The following is a 17,027-nucleotide window of genomic DNA, read 5'->3' as shown; positions in this document are numbered from 1 at the left end:
GACGTGACAACCACATCCACTAATATGATTACTCTGGCTGTTGTTGGCGCTCATCTTACCGGGCAGCCTTTGAACTATCAACTGCAAGAACGCCATGCTATCTTACTGAAAACCTGCGAAACCGCCTCTACCTATCGCTTCTATGCTCTTGCCAATACCCAACCCGCCAAACCTGGATTAGTCAAAGTTCTCGATGGTTCTGGGGTAGGCATTGAAGTCGAAGTTTGGCAACTGAGTGCAGAAGGCTTTGGTACTTTTGTTGCCGCAGTCCCGCCGCCCCTAGTAATTGGTACTTTAGACCTAGAAGACGGTTCCTCAGTCAAAGGTTTTTTGTGTGAGCCTTATGTGATTTCTGATGCACAAGACATTTCCCAGTATGGCAGCTGGCGCAATTATCTTGCTAGTTGGGTTAAAACGAGCTAGGCAAGAGGCAGTATTCCGCTACCGCCTCATACAAATAGTTGCGTAAACTCATATATCAAATCCACCCTACCCTTACGTAACATGGCTGGATCTAATCTTTCAGTAGTGTTACAAGTCATCAAGATAACTAACCGTTGCTGCATTTGAATACCAGAGTCATCAATTACACTCTGATACAAAGTGCCGTCTAGCAAACTGAGAATGTGTTCGGTTTTATTATTGTATTGGGCTACTTCCGAAGCACGATTTTGCGCGAGATTATCAGCTTCATTAATCACTATACAAATACGCTCTATGTAAGTCGGTGGGACAAAGTTAGCGATCGCATCATGATCTAAAATAAAAATTACATACCCCAAAGGTACTAGAATTTCTTTTGCTACTGCCTGTGTCCAGACTGTTTTACCAGTACCCGGCTCTCCATGTACAACAACCGCTAACTGGTTTTGATTCAGAATCGCTTGCTGTACAGAATCAGTAAAGTTTTGGATATCTGCGGGAAATGTCCGAATCGCAAATTGACTATGAACTTTGCCTACACGACTTTGATATCCACTCAGCATCACCGCTAAGTCGTAAGTTGCTTTGTTAATTAATGGCGCGAGATTTCTCGCCATTAAAGTATATTGTCGTCGCCCGCGATCGTAGGGGTCAATTTGCAACCAAATATCATATTTAGACCAGTAAGCATAAACAGTATTGATAACGTCTAAGCGTTCCCAGCTAACAAATTTATCTATAGGTAAATAAAAATCTCTTTCTGAATAATACTGAGTAATAATGTCGGGATTACCCAACACACCTAAAACTCGCAGTACAGTAATTTCTTGCAGTCGGTTAAGAACATAATCAATAGGAATACTACTACGATTTACAAATTGAACAATGGGTGTTTCGGTACTCAAAACATCTTTGTAGCGATGATCTGGTGATTCTGGATCTGGCGTGATGTAATTCCAAAACTTTTCAACTTCGTAGCGGGTATTATCAGATACAATACTTAATAAATTAGCCCACCAAGTATAATTATTCCTTCCTAAAATCTCAGCAACATTACTTGCTAAATTCAAACTTTTTTGACTTAATTCGCGCGAGTCACTCTGCAATAGTTGCCACAAAAACCCCCAGTCTAATTCTCGGTTAAATGGTCGCCAACCACAGGACAGCAAGCTTTGCCTGGTATTATTTGTAGGAGTGCCTTCATTACTTCTAAAATAATCAAAATCCATATTTATTAGTTATGCAGCGTTAATCGAGTTATTTTGTGTTAAGTATGATATTTGGAAAAATTTTTATCGAACAGAATTCAGTAGTCAGGATGGGCTAAACCTTAGCTATCCGCTAACAAAATGGATTTTGTCTGACTGGTGGATAGCGAGTATTTTCGAGTCGTGTCTTGATTCTAACTCCTGAATTCTGACTTCTTCTTCAATGTAATCTCAACTAATTACGTAAAAATGGCAATTTTATTTCCACCGTACTGTACTGGCTAGGAAGTCTTTTTAATTTAACTCATTCTTTGTGTATTACACTATAATACACTACGACTACCTGTGTCAACTTTTTTGACAGAGCAATTGGTGAGTGGGAGTTTACTTTTAACTATTAGACATCTCCAGAAATTAAATATGCGATATCCAGAACCCTTGTAGAGACGTAGCAGTGCTACGTCTCTACATTCATTTTCGGATTTTATCGTTACTCTCGAACACAAGCTCTGCATGGGAATGCCTGATTTAGAGGCTCTGCTTTCAGTTAGACATTGAGTCAGGGACTCAATGAATGCGTTCCCAGTCGGAGACTGGGAACGAGAAAAAATAGAACTGAAGAAAGCTTTTACTACAAACCTTTAATGATTCACGCTTAAAAACGTGGATTAAATAAACGTGAGTTCGACAGACCTCTCCCTGCCTTGAACTAAAGTTCAAGTCTGTCCCTCTCCGACTCGGAGAGGGACAGGTTTTGCGTAGTAAAACCAGGGAGAGGTCTTTTGGGCGGACATGATGTAAGGTAACTCCAAGAAATAAATTATCCAATATTGTGGGGTGGGCAACATGAGCGCCATATAGTCTGGGCGGGCGAGACTCCCACCCCACAAGAGTTAATTCAATATTTTTTTTTGGAAGTCCCTAACTAAACTCACGTTAAATAAGATGCAAAACTTCATCCTGTTTCTAGCTTCCCTCTCCAATATATCGGAGAGGGATTGAGGGTGAGGTAAACCAGGGACATAAATTGTATGTTATTTAATTCTTATTCCTTACCTACTTAATCAAGTCGAGTATTTGCCATTGATTTCTATGTAGCCTTCTGAAAGATCGCAACCCCATACAGTCGCAGAAGCTTCCCCAATATTGAGGCTAACATGAATATCTACTTGATCTTTTGACATAATTTGCCGCAACTGTTCTAGATTTTCATTAGTTAAGCTATTAGGATAAACTTTCACATTATCAAAACTAATAACAACTAGTTCTGGATTTATCTGCTGTTCGTCTTCACATTTGCCTATAGCCATAGCAACTCTTCCCCAATTCGGATCTGCTCCATAGACGGCGGTTTTTACTAATGGTGAATTCACAATTGCTTTAGCTACTTTTTTAGCTTGTGCATAGTCAATCGCCGAATCGACAGTTACCTGAATAATTTTGGTAGCACCTTCTGCATCTCGTGCAATTTTCAGTACTAGTTTTTGTGCAACTTCTTGCAATGCAATGGCAAAATCTGATTCTGAAACTTCACCAGCTAAACCGTTAGCTAAAATCACGGCAGAGTCACTAGTAGAAGTGTCAGTATCTATACTCAGACAGTTAAAGGTTTTATCTATAGTAGAGCGAAAAATAGTACGAAGGCTATTTGCGGAAATTGCCGCATCAGTAAAAAAGAAAGTTAGGAGGGTAGCCATATTCGGCTCAATCATGCCGACACCTTTGGCAATTCCTACCAGCTTGGCGTTTCCTATTTGCCGTGTAACTAGTTTTGGTACTGTATCGGTGGTCATAATACCACGGGCTGCGGCATGAAAATCAGCGTCAGTTAATTTTTTTCCCAATCCTAATAAACCTGTTCGGATTTTTTCAATTGGGTAACGTCTGCCAATTACACCTGTAGAAGCGATCGCAATATTATGTGCAGCAATTCCAGTTTCAGTTGCAACTAATTGTAGAACTTCTTGAGCATCAGCGATGCCAACAGCACCATTAGCGACATTTGCATTTTTAGATATAACGACAATTGCTTGTGCTTGGGAATCTTTTAAGTTCTCGCGGCTAAGAGTAACACTTGGGCCAGCAAAAAGACTTTGAGTGAAGACTCCATCAGCAACACAAGGAACTGATGATTTGATAAATACAAAATCATCTGTTGTATCTCGGATTCCTAAATTAGTAATAAATGCACTAAAACCTTGAGGAGTGGAAGATATAGTTGATGACATTTTTCTGGATTTAATAATTTGCTTTCATTATCTCATACCAGTTACAAAATTTGATTTACATACAAATTGGCTGTATTGCTATATCTATAGCAGAAATTTGATGAGATTTTAATCGAAACCAAAAATCTATAAATCAGTTAAGGTGATGGTAAATGTCGTCCATCCGCTACTACTTTCTACTTGAATATTTCCTTGCAATTGTTCGATTAATTTCTGTACTATAGGTAAACCTAACCCTGAACCACCTTGATTCCAGATATCTGCATTGGGAACGCGATAAAATTTCTCAAAGATTCGTGGTAACTCCGTTCCCGATATTTCTGCGGAATTACTAATAGTAATAATAGTTTTTGCGGGCGCTTCTGAGGAATTGTGACTTACATTTAGGATAATTTCACCACCCGCAGGTGTGTATTTACAGGCATTATTGAGTAACTCTACTAAGATTCGTTCCAAGCTAATACCATCTGAAAATAGTGGTGGGAGATTTGCAGGGAGATTTAACTGTAGAGTTTGCTGATGTTCTTGAACACGGATTTGAAATGGCTCAATCACCCAATTTAACCACTGTTGTAGGAGTAAGGCATCAGGTGTGATAACTGGGTAGGACGAGCTTTCTAGCCGTTGTAAGTCTAATAGATCGTTTATTAATTCTAGCTCGCGATCGCACTCACTTTCCATAAGTTCGAGATAACGTTGAGCTTCCTCTGTACTGGTAGATAATTGTATCATTTGAATCATCAATTTGATGTTACTCAGAGGCGATCGCAATTCGTGGGTAACTAAATTCAAAAAGTCATTTTTGAGTTGATTTATCTCTTCCCATTGCACGACAAGTTGCTCTTGCTCAATTTGCTTTTGACGTGCCTCAATCGCTTGTTTGCGCTCAGTAATATCTCTAAACACTAACACCGCGCCTGTAATATTATCTTTGTCATCTTTAATTGGTGCAGCACTGTCATCAATTGGTATTTCTACACCGTCTTTAGTAATCAAAATAGTTTCTGCCGGGAGGCTGACGATAATACCATCTTGTAGAACTTTGATAATCGGACTTTCAATCGGGTTATGAGTTTCTCCATTAGCTATATTAAATACTTCTGATGAATTTTTACCAAAAGCTTCTTCCTGTTTCCATCCAGTCAGATTTTCGGCAACCGGATTCATAAAAGTTATCAATTCTTGCAAATCGCTAGCAATCACACCATCGCTGATACTTCTTAAAAGTGCATCTAGCCATTTTTGATTAACTTTTAATTGTCTTTGCAGACCATGTTTAATCAGAGTTATTTCAATATTTGTTTGTAGTTCTTTCTCTTTGAAAGGTTTGAGTAGATAGCCAAATGGCTCAGTTATCTTAGCTCGCGCTAATGTATTATCATCTGCATAAGCAGTCAAATAAATTACTGGAATATCCAAATGCTTATAGATTTCTTGAGCAGCTTCTATTCCGTCCATTGACCCTTTGAGCTTAATATCCATCAGCACTAAATCTGGTGATATTTCTACTGCTTTATTAATTGCTTCTTCTCCTGAAGAAGCGATCGCAGGAACTATATAACCAAATTTTATCAGTCGATATTGTAAATCTTTAGCAACAATTGCTTCATCTTCCACGACTAATATTTTTGCGTTTGTCATATTTTAGTTATTTTATATTAATGTAAATGTCAGATGAAACTCCACTCCCATATCACCTTGTATCTTTATATTTCCTGAGAGTTGATTGCTTAAAGCATCTACTAGCAGCCAACCTAAAGAGGCTATATTTTTGAAATCAAAGTTTGATGGTAAACCAATTCCATCATCACTAACTACAAGTGTTATCTGATTTTTATGGTCTTTTTTAAGATTAATAGAAATTGTACCATTTCTACCTGTTGGAAATGCATATTTTAATGAGTTGGATACAAGCTCATGAATAATTAAGCTACAAGGGATTGCTGTATCCAAACCGAGAAATACGCGATCGTCGATATTTATTATCAGAGCGATCGCATCTTCATTGACTTCATAAGCAGCAAATAAGCTTGCTACCAAATCTCGAATATATTCACCAAAATTTATCTTTGCTAGGTCTTGAGATTGATACAATTTCTCGTGAACTAGGGCCATTGATTCAATCCGCTGCTGGCTTTGTCGGAATATGATCAAATCCTGTTCGTCTTTAATATAAGCAGATTGCAAGTTTAGCAGACTGGAAATAACCTGTAAATTATTTTTAACACGATGGTAAATTTCTTTTAATAACACCTCTTTTTCTAAAAGTGATGCTTGAATTTGCTCCTCCCACTGTTGGCGATCGCGCAGCGCGGCTTGCCGTTCGCTAATGTCTTCAATCACAGAAATAAAATACTTTGGCTCTCCAGAAAGTTCACGCATTAAAGACACAGTGACATTAACCCAAACAATGGAACTATCTTTGCAGAAATAGCGCTTTTCTATCGAATAAGTTGGAATATTATCTGCTAAAATCTGGTCGAAATATTTTAGGTCAGCTTTAAGATCGTCAGGGTGAGTAATATCTTGGAAAGTTAGCAACTGTAGTTCTTCGGGTGTGTAACCGAGAATATTACAAAGCCTCTGGTTAACTAACAACCAGCTTCCATCTATTGCTACATGAGCAATGCCAACAGCAGCTTGATGGAATGTAGCACGAAATCGCTGTTCGCTCTCCCGCAATGCTTGTTCTATTCGCTGGCGTTCAGTAATTTCTACCTGTAGTGATTCGTTGATTCTGGTTAACTCTGCTGTTCGTTCTTCAACCTTGATTTCTAATTGCTCAAGCAGGTTACTTATTGCCTCCTCTGCTTGTTTTCGCTCAGTGATATCTTTTTGTGTACCTGTCATCCGCAATACGTTACCATCTTCATCCCACAGCGCTTGGCCCCGATCCAAAATCCATTTATAAGTGTTGTCTTTACATTTAATTCGATACTCGGTGATATAAAACGACTTTTTATGAGCAAAATGATCTTGAACTGCTTGTGTCACCCATTGAAGATCATCTGGATGCACTCGTGTTACCCATTCATCTAAATGGTTAGAAATATCTTGGTCTTCGTAACCAAGCATTTCTTTCCAACGAGGTGAGAAAAAAACTTGATTGGTTTTAACATTCCAGTCCCAAATTCCATCATTATTGCCGCGTAAAGCTAATTGCCAGCGTTGTTCACTTTCTCTCAACACCTCTTCAGTGCGTATGCGTTCAGCAATTTCTTTTGCTAGTTGGCAATTTGCAGCCTCTAGTTGAGCAGGACTCGGTAAAGCTAGTACTTGGGGCATTAATGGCACAAGTTCTATAGCCGTCAAGACGGAGACAAAAGCGGTGATAGCTTTGAATAACCCTGATAGCCAATAAGTCGGATACCAAAGCGTCCATATATCCATTAAATGAGTTGTGCCACAAGCAACGATGAATATACCAAACATTAAGAATATCCACCCAAAAGGTATATCTTGCCGTTTACGGACAAAATAAACCAACATTACTGGAATTGAATAATAGGCAAGTCCAGTTAACACATCCGAAACCAGATGTAGCCATACTAATTCTGGTTTCCAGAGATAGCAATGACCGTGGGGAATAAACTGGCTAGTAGAGAAAAAATTACTTAAAAATTCCATCATCAAAACCTATACATTGCACAAGTCTTCACCAAAGCCTGAAGTGCGAAGCAAGAGGTTTTTAGCCTAAGGGACTGACAAGAAATAAATTAGACCTCTTGTGGGTTGGGCATCCTGCCATTGGGATGAAAGGGAGTAGGGGATAGGGAGTAGGGAATAGGGAATGCATTGCCTATCGGAGACTGGGAACGAGATAATACTTAAAAGCTCTGTCAGAGTTTTCCCCTAGTAGCTATATGCTAGGATCGAGTAGCGGCCAGGGCTTCTACATCCTTTACCTGTCATAGGTTCTGAGTTTTTTAACCTGATAATATAAGGTTTATTGAACTTAAAGTACCGCGATCGCTTTGCTTATTGTTACCGTATATTTTCTGAAAAGAGCCATCGACATATATAAAAATATTCACAAATCACAGTAATATTTCGCTCATATAACGTAATTGATTATTGGTTTAATGCGTGTATTTACGTATTAAACCACTTTCAGAAATGTTTGCGACTACCTTGATGTTTACTTACGCGTAGGATTTAATCGAATAGTCTGAGCGATCGCAATTGTTTTCTAAAAAAACTAATGAACAAATTCATCTTGAGTTTGCTTTCTTCTCCTGTACTGATTAGCTCTATTCTCTCTATGGGAGTAATGCTCAATCAAGCACAAGCTATGGAGCCACAATCAGAAGCCAAAACCACAGACCGTCTATCTTGTATACGCAATAAACATAAAGTAGGTTTAGTGTGTGCCAGGGCTTCTGTATTGGCTCAAATTCCTAAATATCAGCCAGAAATAGAGTTTTCTCAAGAAGATGCTCCGATGCTGGAATTCAATGACCAAGAAAGCGATATGGCAATCGACTTATTTGGTTGCGACTGTGCTGCCTGTATAAATTCTTTACGTCAAATGCGCGGTGCGACACCTTTGGTATATTAGGGACTTCCAACTAAAAAATATCCTATCGCTGTGTAGGCAGGGGGCAGGGGGCAGGGAGCAGGGGGAGAAAGAAAAATATTATCTGAGTAAATTGGATAATTTATTTTCTGGAAGTACCTTAACCTAAGTTGCTTGATAATTAGTTGGATTTTTCGACTCGCAAACCAAAGTATGTCAAAACAAGCTCAGTTGAGCCACTATTGACAACTTCGTGTACTTCTCCCGGTTCTATCGCTACGCAGTTTCCCGGAAGCAAGGGGTATTCTTTACCATCAATGTGAATTACTCCCGAACCAGCTTCCACAAAGAATACTTCACACATATCTTGATGCGCGTGTGCTGGTGCGGTTTGTCCAGGAGCAAAACGTGCTTGAGAAAAGTTAGTGAGGTGAGGTAAATCGCCGAAGCGTAGCATCACCTTTTTCTTGATTGCGGCATTGTGAGAAACAGATTCTTCAGGCAAGTCTTGGAGAGAAGTGGTAATCATTCGGGTCTTAAATCATTAGATAATTCCACAATACCCCTAGACCCATCAATCCTGACTCGTTGACCATCTTGCAGAATCCATGTAGCACCGCGAACATCCATCACTGCGGGAATGCCATACTCACGAGCCACGATCGCACCATGAGAAAGTCTTCCACCAGCTTCGGCAATTAATCCGCCAGCCCTTAATAACAATGGTGCCCAGCCGGAATCTGTATAAGGTACTACCAGAATCGTATCCCGATTAATCTCCGGTACGTCTTGTAAATTTCGCAACACCTTCACTCTGCCTTCAGCTTGCCCATGACTGGCTCCAATACCTTGTAAAATTTGGTCAGAGTAAACCTCAGAGGGGGCTAAGGGATGAGGAGGTGTATTGCCGTAGACTAAAAGAGGTACTTGAATAATTTCACTATCTTGCAGAAATTGCGATCGCCTAAATTCCACTAACTCATTTAAGTTGGAATCTTCACCTACAATTAAACGCCGCACTTCATCAAACTCTAGAAAAAAGATATCGCCTGTTTTTCTCAGTAAACCAGACTCTAACCAAATTTTCTCTAAAGCCAGAAAACTCCAACGCAATTCAGCTAAAAGCCGCGAATAAACTTCGGTAACTCGTCCTTTAATATCTACACGCCGTTGGACAAATCCACGTTTGCGCTTACTGGCAAAAATACTATTAATTGCGTCTTTCGCGCCTGCTTGTGGTTCGTTCCCCTGCATTAACTGGACAAACATCTGCTGAATCATCTGGGGATTCTCCCGCCAAGTGGGAACGGAGATATCGGTTCCTACTTCACTTAGGTAGCCGTAATCCTGAAGCAATTCGTTAAATTCTTGGAGGATTTTTTCTCCTTCTGGGGTTTGCTTCAATTGCTCAAATACCTGCTGTGGCTCAAACTCAGCCAATATCTGCTTGGCATCGGTTGCGATCGCACTGAGCGTTCGTAATGCTGCGATTTCTGGTGTGACGCTATAATCCATTTGGCTATCTTTCACCCGGAAAATCGCCTGTCTCAGAGCAGCACTCAAGGGAGCTAAAATGCTGTAATATGTTCCCCGATGCAGCAACTCTAGAATAAAGTCAATTCTTGCTAACAGCTGAGAAGAATCCAAATTATCTACGCTTTCTAGTGCCAGCTGCGACAACCCAGGAATAAACAGTTTATAATAATCCTCCTTGAAGTCCTTTTCTAAACTTAATTCCCGCTTCAGCAACTTCCCTAGTCCTGGCAAATTTTCCCAAGTTGACTGCAAGGATGGTTTACTTAATTTAGCTCCTCTGGTTAAAAATTCCAGACTTTCCGGTGGCAATCCCATACGGAGAAAAATATCTCCTAAGAGGGAGGCATTAAAATAGGCTCTGGAGTAATGCAGACTTGCTGTTTCGGTGAAATCTAACCCCAAGGCGCGATCGCCCAAAACTAAGGTAAAAAATTCTCCCCAAACTCCACAAGTTAAAGGACGATTAATCGACCATGTTAAGGGGTGAATGACTCCAGGAATCACTTCGGCGGCGATTTTGCGTGTCCAGATGGGCAGTAGAGTGGTGATTGGTCGAGATTGCAATACCCAAAGCGTTTGACCATCATAACTCCACTCAATATCTTGAGGAGTGCCATGATAACGTTTTTCGAGTCGGTAGGCTAGGTATGCAACTTGTTTGATTAATGCTTGTGGAACTCGTCCTTGACCCTCTAATTGTACAGAGTAAGAATTTTCTGTTTCAACAACAAAAGCGCGATATTGTTCTGGCGTGACTTTTCCCGAAACGACTTGCGTCGCGCTACCTGGAAGGGCTTCAATAATAATTGCATCACCTTGCTGGGTAATGGGATCGCGGCTGAAAGCAACGCCAGAATAGACACTCTGGACTTGTTGTTGGATTAACACAGCCATTGCTGTATCATTTAAGCCGCGATCGCGCCGATATTGGATAGCAGAGGGATGATTGTAGGAAGCTTGAACTTGAGCGATCGCTTGTTGTAATCCCTCAGGGCTAGTAACATTTAAAACTGTTTGATACTGTCCAGCAGCAGAAGCACGTTCAGAGTCTTCTCCAATCGCAGAGGAACGCACTACTAAAGGAGATAATTCTGATGGCTGGAGAAATTCTGTCAACAGTTCGGGATTATCGATTGGGGCGAGTACCCATCCCTTCGGTACTGGATAGCCCCAGCGCTTAATTTGCGATAACGTCGCCGCCTTTTCTCCGACAATGGCAGCATCCAACTCTTCATCTAAAGAAACCATTGTGCGGTCGCCGCGTAAAAATTCCAACATCGCTTGTGATTCTGTTTGTGCCTCTTGGGCTGGCAGTTTCATATCATCAGGAATTTTACGATAAATCCAGCCCATTAAACCCGCTAAGGCAACAGCAATAAGTATTCTGGGAATATCGCTAAAGTGTAGAATTGCCACAAACAGAGGGAAAAGAAGCAAAACCCCGAATTTGACTACTTTTCTTGATTGCAGAATTGTAAAACTAATACCTGCAAAGAAAGACACAAACATTGCCACTAGTGGATCGTGTACGACAAATCCCCAGACAACATTTGTCGTACCTGCCCCTCTACCGATCCAGTATCTACCAATTACTAGAGCAATCAGAGCAACTAATTCCCAAGACGATCCATCAGGAAAGAAAATGCGGGTGAGTAAAACTGCCGCAATTCCTTTAAAAGCTTCTGACAAGACTGCCAAAATGCCGACAAATTTACCACCATGATAGAATGCAGCCGATACACTGATATTTTTTGTACCAACTTGTGATAATCGCTTCCGCCTGAGGGCGTAAGTAATCCATTCAATCAGGGGTAATCCGCCCAAGAGGGGGCAGATAATTACAATAACTAAGACACCCCAAGGTTCAAACATTCTGGATTTTGGATTTTAGATTTAAATTTTCCATCTAAAACCTCAAATCTAAAATCTAAAGTTTTGCTGAAATTTTTGATGGTTATTAGGGGGCTTTTTATAGAAAGAATTCAGGAGTCAGGAGTCAGAATTCAGAATGATAGCTAGGGCATGAACACAGGAGTTAAGTAGGTCGGTGTAAATAATTATCGTCGGGATAAGGCAGGGGGCAGGGGGAAAGAGAGTTTGAGCCTTGTTTACTTCTCTTTACACAGTTTGGTTTTATTGTGCCGGCTTACTTAAAAAACAATCCAAATTGTAGATTTAGAGGTCTACAATCAGCTAGTGGTTTGAATCCCCCAAGGAAAAGCATTCTGGATTCTGGATTCTGGATTCTGGATTCTTCTTCAATTACTAGTTGCTAAATGGACACTTGGCTAAGACGGAAACCGTTTAAGACAAGTGTCCTTCTAGACTACTAATGGTTTTAGTTTAGCGCATAGGCCGCTTGCAGCGCCCAGATGATCAGAGCAGCGATCGATCCCAGAAGCAACACGGTAGAGATAGTGACTACTTTTGGGGAATCTGCACCCTCAAATTTCATAATTCCTCGATTTAAATCGGACATAGCTTTGTAATCCTCTGTTTTTGGAGCATGAAACATTTGTCCGTTTTGATTGTAGTCCTTCTCTTTGCTGATGATGTTAAATTCATTCTAAGAATTTAGGAATGGGCATTGGGTACTGGGGGAGACAAGGGGACAAGGAAAATAACCATACTCAATCACCAGTCCCCAGTGCCCAGTCCCCAATCCCCATTCCCCCAGTATCATTGAAAAGCAACTTGGTATAAGAGGGTGTGAGTAGGTGAAAATAGCACTGATCGTGATTTCGGCGGTGGTTGTGGGATTGTTTGTGGTAGTTGAGATCGGACTGCGATCGCTCTTCGGTTTTGGTAATCCCCTAATTTATATTGGTGATGAGCAGATTGGTTATTTGTTGGCTCCTAACCAACGTACCCGCCGTTTTGGTAATCGCATTGAAATTAATGAATATTCTATGCGGGGTAGTCCGATCAAAAAAATACTTGCACCTTCTGGGTTGCGAATTCTACTATTAGGTGATTCTATCGCTAATGGTGGCTGGTGGACAGATCAAACGAATACAATATCTAATTTGATAATGCGTTCTCTAGTATCATCCACTAATAGGAATTACCAAGAAATAGAAGTGTTAAATGCTTCAGCTAACTCTTGGGGACCAAGGAACGAATTAGCTTATTTAGAGAAGTTTGGCAATTTCAACGCGCAAGCAGTGGTGTTATTAATTAATACCGATGATTTGTTTGCTACTCCTCCGACTTCTTTACCGGTAGGACGCGATCGCAACTATCCAGATCGGAAACCGCCTCTGGCGTTAGCGGAAGTTTGGCAGCGTTATATCCTTAAACAAAAGCCAATTCCCGAACTACAAGCCGTGCAAAATGAACCAGGCGATCGCGTGGGAATTAATTTGGAGGCGATCGCTAAAATTCAAGCCTTGACTCGCCAAAGCAACAGCCAATTTCTTCTTGTCATGACTCCCTTACTACGAGAAATTGCTGAACCGGGCCCCCGCGATTACGAAATTAAAGCGCGTCAGCGCTTGAGCGATTTTACCAAAGCACAGCAAATTAACTATATAGATTTTTTACCAGCCTTCAATTCAACTACTAACCCGCAAGGTTTGTTTCACGATCACATTCACCTCAACTTGCAGGGCAATAAATTTGTCAGTGAAGTTATGGAGCGATCGCTTTTGGAAACATTAGAAATCTCCAGAAATTAAAAATGCGTTACCCAGAACCCTTGTAGAGACGTAGCACTGCTACGTCTCTACATTCTTTTTCGGAAATATCTATTAAATATCTCCAAACATTAAATATGCGTTATCCACAATTCTTGTATAGGAATCCGATTTGATTACTGAACTTAATTGCGGAGGGAACAGGCAAGAAGGGAATAGACGCGTACTGATTTCGTCTCTTGTACTAAAGGGTTGGTCGTTTACTTTCGAGGATTTCTGTGGCTTTTTGGGCAGAAAGCGGCCGGTAGAATAAAAAGCCCTGGACATCTTCACAGTTGATAGATTTCAAAAACTCCAATTCTTCTTCATTCTCTACCCCTTCAGCTGTCAACTTCAATCCCAAGCTCTGTCCCAAACCAACTATGGCTTTGATGATATGAGCTACTTTAACATCGCGCGTCAAATCTTGAATAAAAGACTTATCTATTTTCAGATTGTGCAGTGGCAAAAGTTGTAGGCGGGAAAGCGAGGAATGACCTGTACCAAAGTCATCAATGGAGATGTAAATACCCATCTTCTCGACATTCTCTAACACCTTTCTGGTAAAATCCAAATCCTCAATAGCTGTGGTTTCGGTAATTTCTAATTCTAAAAAGCGCGGCTCCAGACCCGTTTCTGCTAAGATTTCGGCTATAGTCTCCACCAATTTAGGTTGACGGAACTGCTTCAGAGAAAGATTAACAGCGATCGTCATTGGTGGTAATCCTGCATCTTGCCATGCTTTATTTTGGCTACAGGCTGTCCGTAGCACCCATTCACCAATGGGGACAATTAATCCACTTTCTTCGACTAAGGGAATAAAGACACTGGGCGCGACCAATCCCATCTCTGGATGCTGCCAACGCAATAGAGCTTCCATACCAGTAATCTCTCCTGTGGCAATGTTCACGCGAGGCTGATAGTACAGCGTAAATTCATTGCGTTCTAGGGCATAGCGCAAGCTCTTTTCTAAAGTCAGAAGTTCGGGATTTTTAGCACTCAGGGAAACACTGTAGAATTGGTAGTTATTCCGCCCTTTGTCTTTGGCGTAGTACAAAGCGGCATCTGCGTGCTGGATTAATGTTTCGCTGTCAGGGCTATTGTTATCAAGTAACGCAATACCAAGGCTGGCAGTTACATAAAGTTCATGCCCTTGGAGATGAAAAGCATCCTCTAAAGCTTGTAATATTCTGCAAGCCACCAAAGTTACCTCTTCAATATCATTAACTCGCGGGAGTAAAATAGTGAACTCATCACCTCCCCAACGGGCTACAGTGTCTCCGCCTCTGAGTGAGTCTTTTAATCTTTGAGAGACGCTTTGTAGCAATTGGTCTCCCAGAGTGTGTCCCAAAGTATCATTAATCACCTTGAAGCGATCCAGGTCGAGAAAGATCACAGCTAAACTTTCGCCATTGCGGGTAGCGTTGGGCAGAGTTTTATTGAGCAGTTCGTTAAATAGTAGGCGATTGGGCAACCCTGTCAGCACGTCATGGAGGGCTTGATAACGAATTTTTTCTTCTACTTGCTGGCGCTGCCGTGTACTAATGATACTGGCGGCCATGGTCAAAAGGGTAGATTCTTCATGCCTAGACCAATGACGCTCAAAGTTGCAGTCTGCCAAGCCAAGATAGCCCCAGAACTCATTGTCTAAGCGCAGAGGCACTAAAAGAAGGGATTTAATGCCATCTCGAATTAGGAATTCTTGCTCGGCGACAGGAAATTTTTGGGTGAGTCCGCTAATCGACTGGCCGCTAGAGAGAACTGTATACCAACGGGCTAATCCAGAAGCTTGATAAGGCTGATTCTGCCAATGGTGTTGGGTAGATTCAATAAAAGAGTGCGTCCATTCAAACCGTAAGCTGACGGCTATTTCCCCTGTAGCCGGATGAGAATGGTTCTGAAAAAGATAGGCACGATCTGCTTGGGCAGCTTCACCCAGTACAGCTAGAGCTCGATTAACACCAGTTTCATAATTCATTTCTCCTAGCAAATAATTAGCCGCTTCTGCAACTGCCTGTAGCAAGCGATCGCGCTGATGTAGTTCGGCTGTAACTTGCTTTTGCTCTGTAATATCCCTGACAATAAAAGTTCTAATTAAATCACTTTCAGGGAGATAAAGTACGGATTGTTCAAAAACTTCTGCGCCGACTTCCACCTCCCGCACAAAAGAATTTTGTTCTAGATTGTTAACCCCACTTAGGAGTCCTGTTAAAATCGGATGTTCTATCCCAACTTCCCGAAGTTTAGGAAACTTGAGAGCTGCGGCCGGATTGAGATAAGTAACTGTTCCCTCGAAATCCATCTCAATAATCGGATTGGGAATAAGCTCAGGGAAGGATGCTAGGCGAGCTAAGGCAGATTCACTAGCTGCTTCAAAGCTGGGATCGACAGCTAAAGTTTGAAAAGGATTAGCAGGATTAGCTTGCGCGGAGAGGAAACCAGATAAGTCTTCAACATCAAAAGATTCAGAAAATACTTTTTCAGAAATGTTGGAAATAGCGTAATATTTAGCTTGAGCTTGATTGCTACCAAAGGCAACAATATCTCCATGTCTGAGATTATGAGAATAACATTTAGTCCCATTTACAAATAAGCCATTAGTACTGCCTTTTCCCTTGTAGTTACCATCAATTATTTGGAAGCCATATTGGTCAGTCTCAGGAACAGTTACTCGTAATAAAATTGCATGTTGCATTGATACTGACCGAGAAGCCAAGACAATAGTGTTTGCGGGATGCCGCCCCAGCGAATAAGTATTTTCTCGCAAGGGGATAGTTCGCCGCCCTTGCAGGTCTTGAATAACCAACAGATGGCGTATTTTTTCCCGCTCATTTTCTAGCATGGCTGTTCCTCAAATCCTCATACCTTTATTTCTATGTCTTAATCTGAAAAATACTACTTCTTGAAGTTAAGGCTTTCAGGCTACACTTCTAGAAAAATTTTCTCAATAAAAGTTCTTATCGTCTGTGTAGGCGTAGCCCGCCGTAGGCATCCCAAAATTGATATGAGGGTGCAAACCAGCCTTTACCTTCATAATTAACCTTCTGGAATGAGATGGCTAATTGTTCAATCAGTTTTTGCGGTAGAAGTTCTAGCTGATTTCTGCATTCATACATAAGTTATAAACTTTGTCCCTTCGTCTATATCATTCAACCTTGTCTTTCTTAGGATACCCAGATTAATAATTCAAAATTCACGCATTCAAAATTGTTAGTCTAGCTTCTGCTAAAGAGGAAAGCTAGCTCAGGAGATTTCAAAACAAAGGGTCTTAAATGTCTGATTTTTATTTTTTAATCGGTTAAATAGTGCTGCCTCACGGAATTTTGCGAATTAGATAGAAACATCTGATCTTTGGATGATCGCACGATAGTACAACACGGCGTAAATAAACCACCTATTTAAAATAGCCAGAAAGCTCACAAAATAAGCATTCTTTCTTTTT

General features: G+C 40.9%; 12 protein-coding genes and 1 pseudogene. 3 read left to right on the top strand and 10 right to left on the bottom strand.

Going from position 1 to position 17,027, the window contains the following annotated elements:
* The first annotated feature begins 3 nt into the window (after positions 1-3).
* The gene (locus FD723_RS13250; RefSeq protein ID WP_179065742.1) at positions 4-423 is read left to right on the top strand and encodes a hypothetical protein; all 420 of its coding nucleotides are present in this window, start codon (positions 4-6) and stop codon (positions 421-423) included.
* A 26-nt stretch (positions 424-449) separates the two neighbouring features.
* Here FD723_RS13250 and FD723_RS13245 read toward each other — a convergent pair whose 3' ends face one another.
* The 5 genes and pseudogenes from FD723_RS13245 to FD723_RS44125 form a co-directional block, all read right to left on the bottom strand.
* Positions 450-1,652: an AAA family ATPase gene (locus FD723_RS13245; RefSeq protein ID WP_179065741.1), complete on the bottom strand. Its 1,203-nt coding sequence runs from the start codon at positions 1,650-1,652 to the stop codon at positions 450-452.
* A 1,043-nt stretch (positions 1,653-2,695) separates the two neighbouring features.
* Complete coding sequence (gene argJ, locus FD723_RS13240) at positions 2,696-3,859, bottom strand: bifunctional glutamate N-acetyltransferase/amino-acid acetyltransferase ArgJ (RefSeq protein WP_179065740.1); 1,164 nt, start codon at positions 3,857-3,859, stop codon at positions 2,696-2,698.
* Between the two features lie 126 nt (positions 3,860-3,985).
* Positions 3,986-5,500 carry a response regulator gene (locus FD723_RS13235; protein WP_179065739.1) on the bottom strand — a complete coding sequence of 505 codons (1,515 nt, stop codon included), beginning with the start codon at positions 5,498-5,500 and terminating at the stop codon, positions 3,986-3,988.
* 12 nt (positions 5,501-5,512) lie between these two features.
* Positions 5,513-6,541, bottom strand: a complete 1,029-nt coding sequence (locus FD723_RS44130) for a histidine kinase dimerization/phosphoacceptor domain -containing protein (RefSeq protein WP_372743817.1) — start codon at positions 6,539-6,541, stop codon at positions 5,513-5,515.
* Positions 6,542-6,661: 120 nt separating this feature from the next.
* Positions 6,662-7,087: pseudogene (locus FD723_RS44125) on the bottom strand (PAS domain-containing protein); the annotation flags it as partial.
* A 973-nt stretch (positions 7,088-8,060) separates the two neighbouring features.
* On the opposite strand from FD723_RS44125, the gene FD723_RS13225 reads away from it, so the two are divergent.
* Positions 8,061-8,417 carry a hypothetical protein gene (locus tag FD723_RS13225; protein ID WP_179065737.1) on the top strand — a complete coding sequence of 119 codons (357 nt, stop codon included), beginning with the start codon at positions 8,061-8,063 and terminating at the stop codon, positions 8,415-8,417.
* A gap of 139 nt (positions 8,418-8,556) precedes the next feature.
* On the opposite strand, the gene FD723_RS13220 is transcribed toward FD723_RS13225, so the two are convergent.
* From FD723_RS13220 to FD723_RS13210, 3 genes are all read right to left on the bottom strand, one after another.
* On the bottom strand, positions 8,557-8,904 hold the full coding sequence (locus FD723_RS13220) for a cupin domain-containing protein (RefSeq protein ID WP_179065736.1): 348 nt from the start codon (positions 8,902-8,904) through the stop codon (positions 8,557-8,559).
* Positions 8,901-11,783, bottom strand: a complete 2,883-nt coding sequence (locus FD723_RS13215; protein WP_179065735.1) for a glycerol-3-phosphate acyltransferase — start codon at positions 11,781-11,783, stop codon at positions 8,901-8,903. Before FD723_RS13215 ends, FD723_RS13220 begins: the two co-directional genes overlap by 4 nt.
* A gap of 466 nt (positions 11,784-12,249) precedes the next feature.
* Positions 12,250-12,426 (bottom strand): hypothetical protein, encoded by a 177-nt coding sequence (locus tag FD723_RS13210; protein ID WP_179063510.1) that lies wholly within the window; start codon positions 12,424-12,426, stop codon positions 12,250-12,252.
* A gap of 202 nt (positions 12,427-12,628) precedes the next feature.
* Between FD723_RS13210 and FD723_RS13205 the strand changes: the two genes are divergently transcribed.
* A complete protein-coding gene (locus FD723_RS13205) occupies positions 12,629-13,588 on the top strand; it encodes an SGNH/GDSL hydrolase family protein (protein WP_179065734.1) in 960 nt (319 codons plus the stop codon).
* Between the two features lie 202 nt (positions 13,589-13,790).
* On the opposite strand, the gene FD723_RS13200 is transcribed toward FD723_RS13205, so the two are convergent.
* Together FD723_RS13200 and FD723_RS13195 are read right to left on the bottom strand one after the other, a co-directional pair.
* Positions 13,791-16,427, bottom strand: coding sequence for an EAL domain-containing protein (locus FD723_RS13200; protein ID WP_179065733.1), 2,637 nt, complete (start codon positions 16,425-16,427; stop codon positions 13,791-13,793).
* 115 nt (positions 16,428-16,542) lie between these two features.
* On the bottom strand, positions 16,543-16,701 hold the full coding sequence (locus FD723_RS13195) for a hypothetical protein (RefSeq protein WP_179065732.1): 159 nt from the start codon (positions 16,699-16,701) through the stop codon (positions 16,543-16,545).
* Positions 16,702-17,027 lie beyond the last annotated feature (326 nt).

Source organism: Nostoc sp. C052, assembly GCF_013393905.1.
GTDB lineage: Bacteria > Cyanobacteriota > Cyanobacteriia > Cyanobacteriales > Nostocaceae > Nostoc.
The sequence above is the reverse complement of the archived record's forward strand: the minus strand, read 5'-3'. Positions and strand labels throughout refer to the sequence as shown.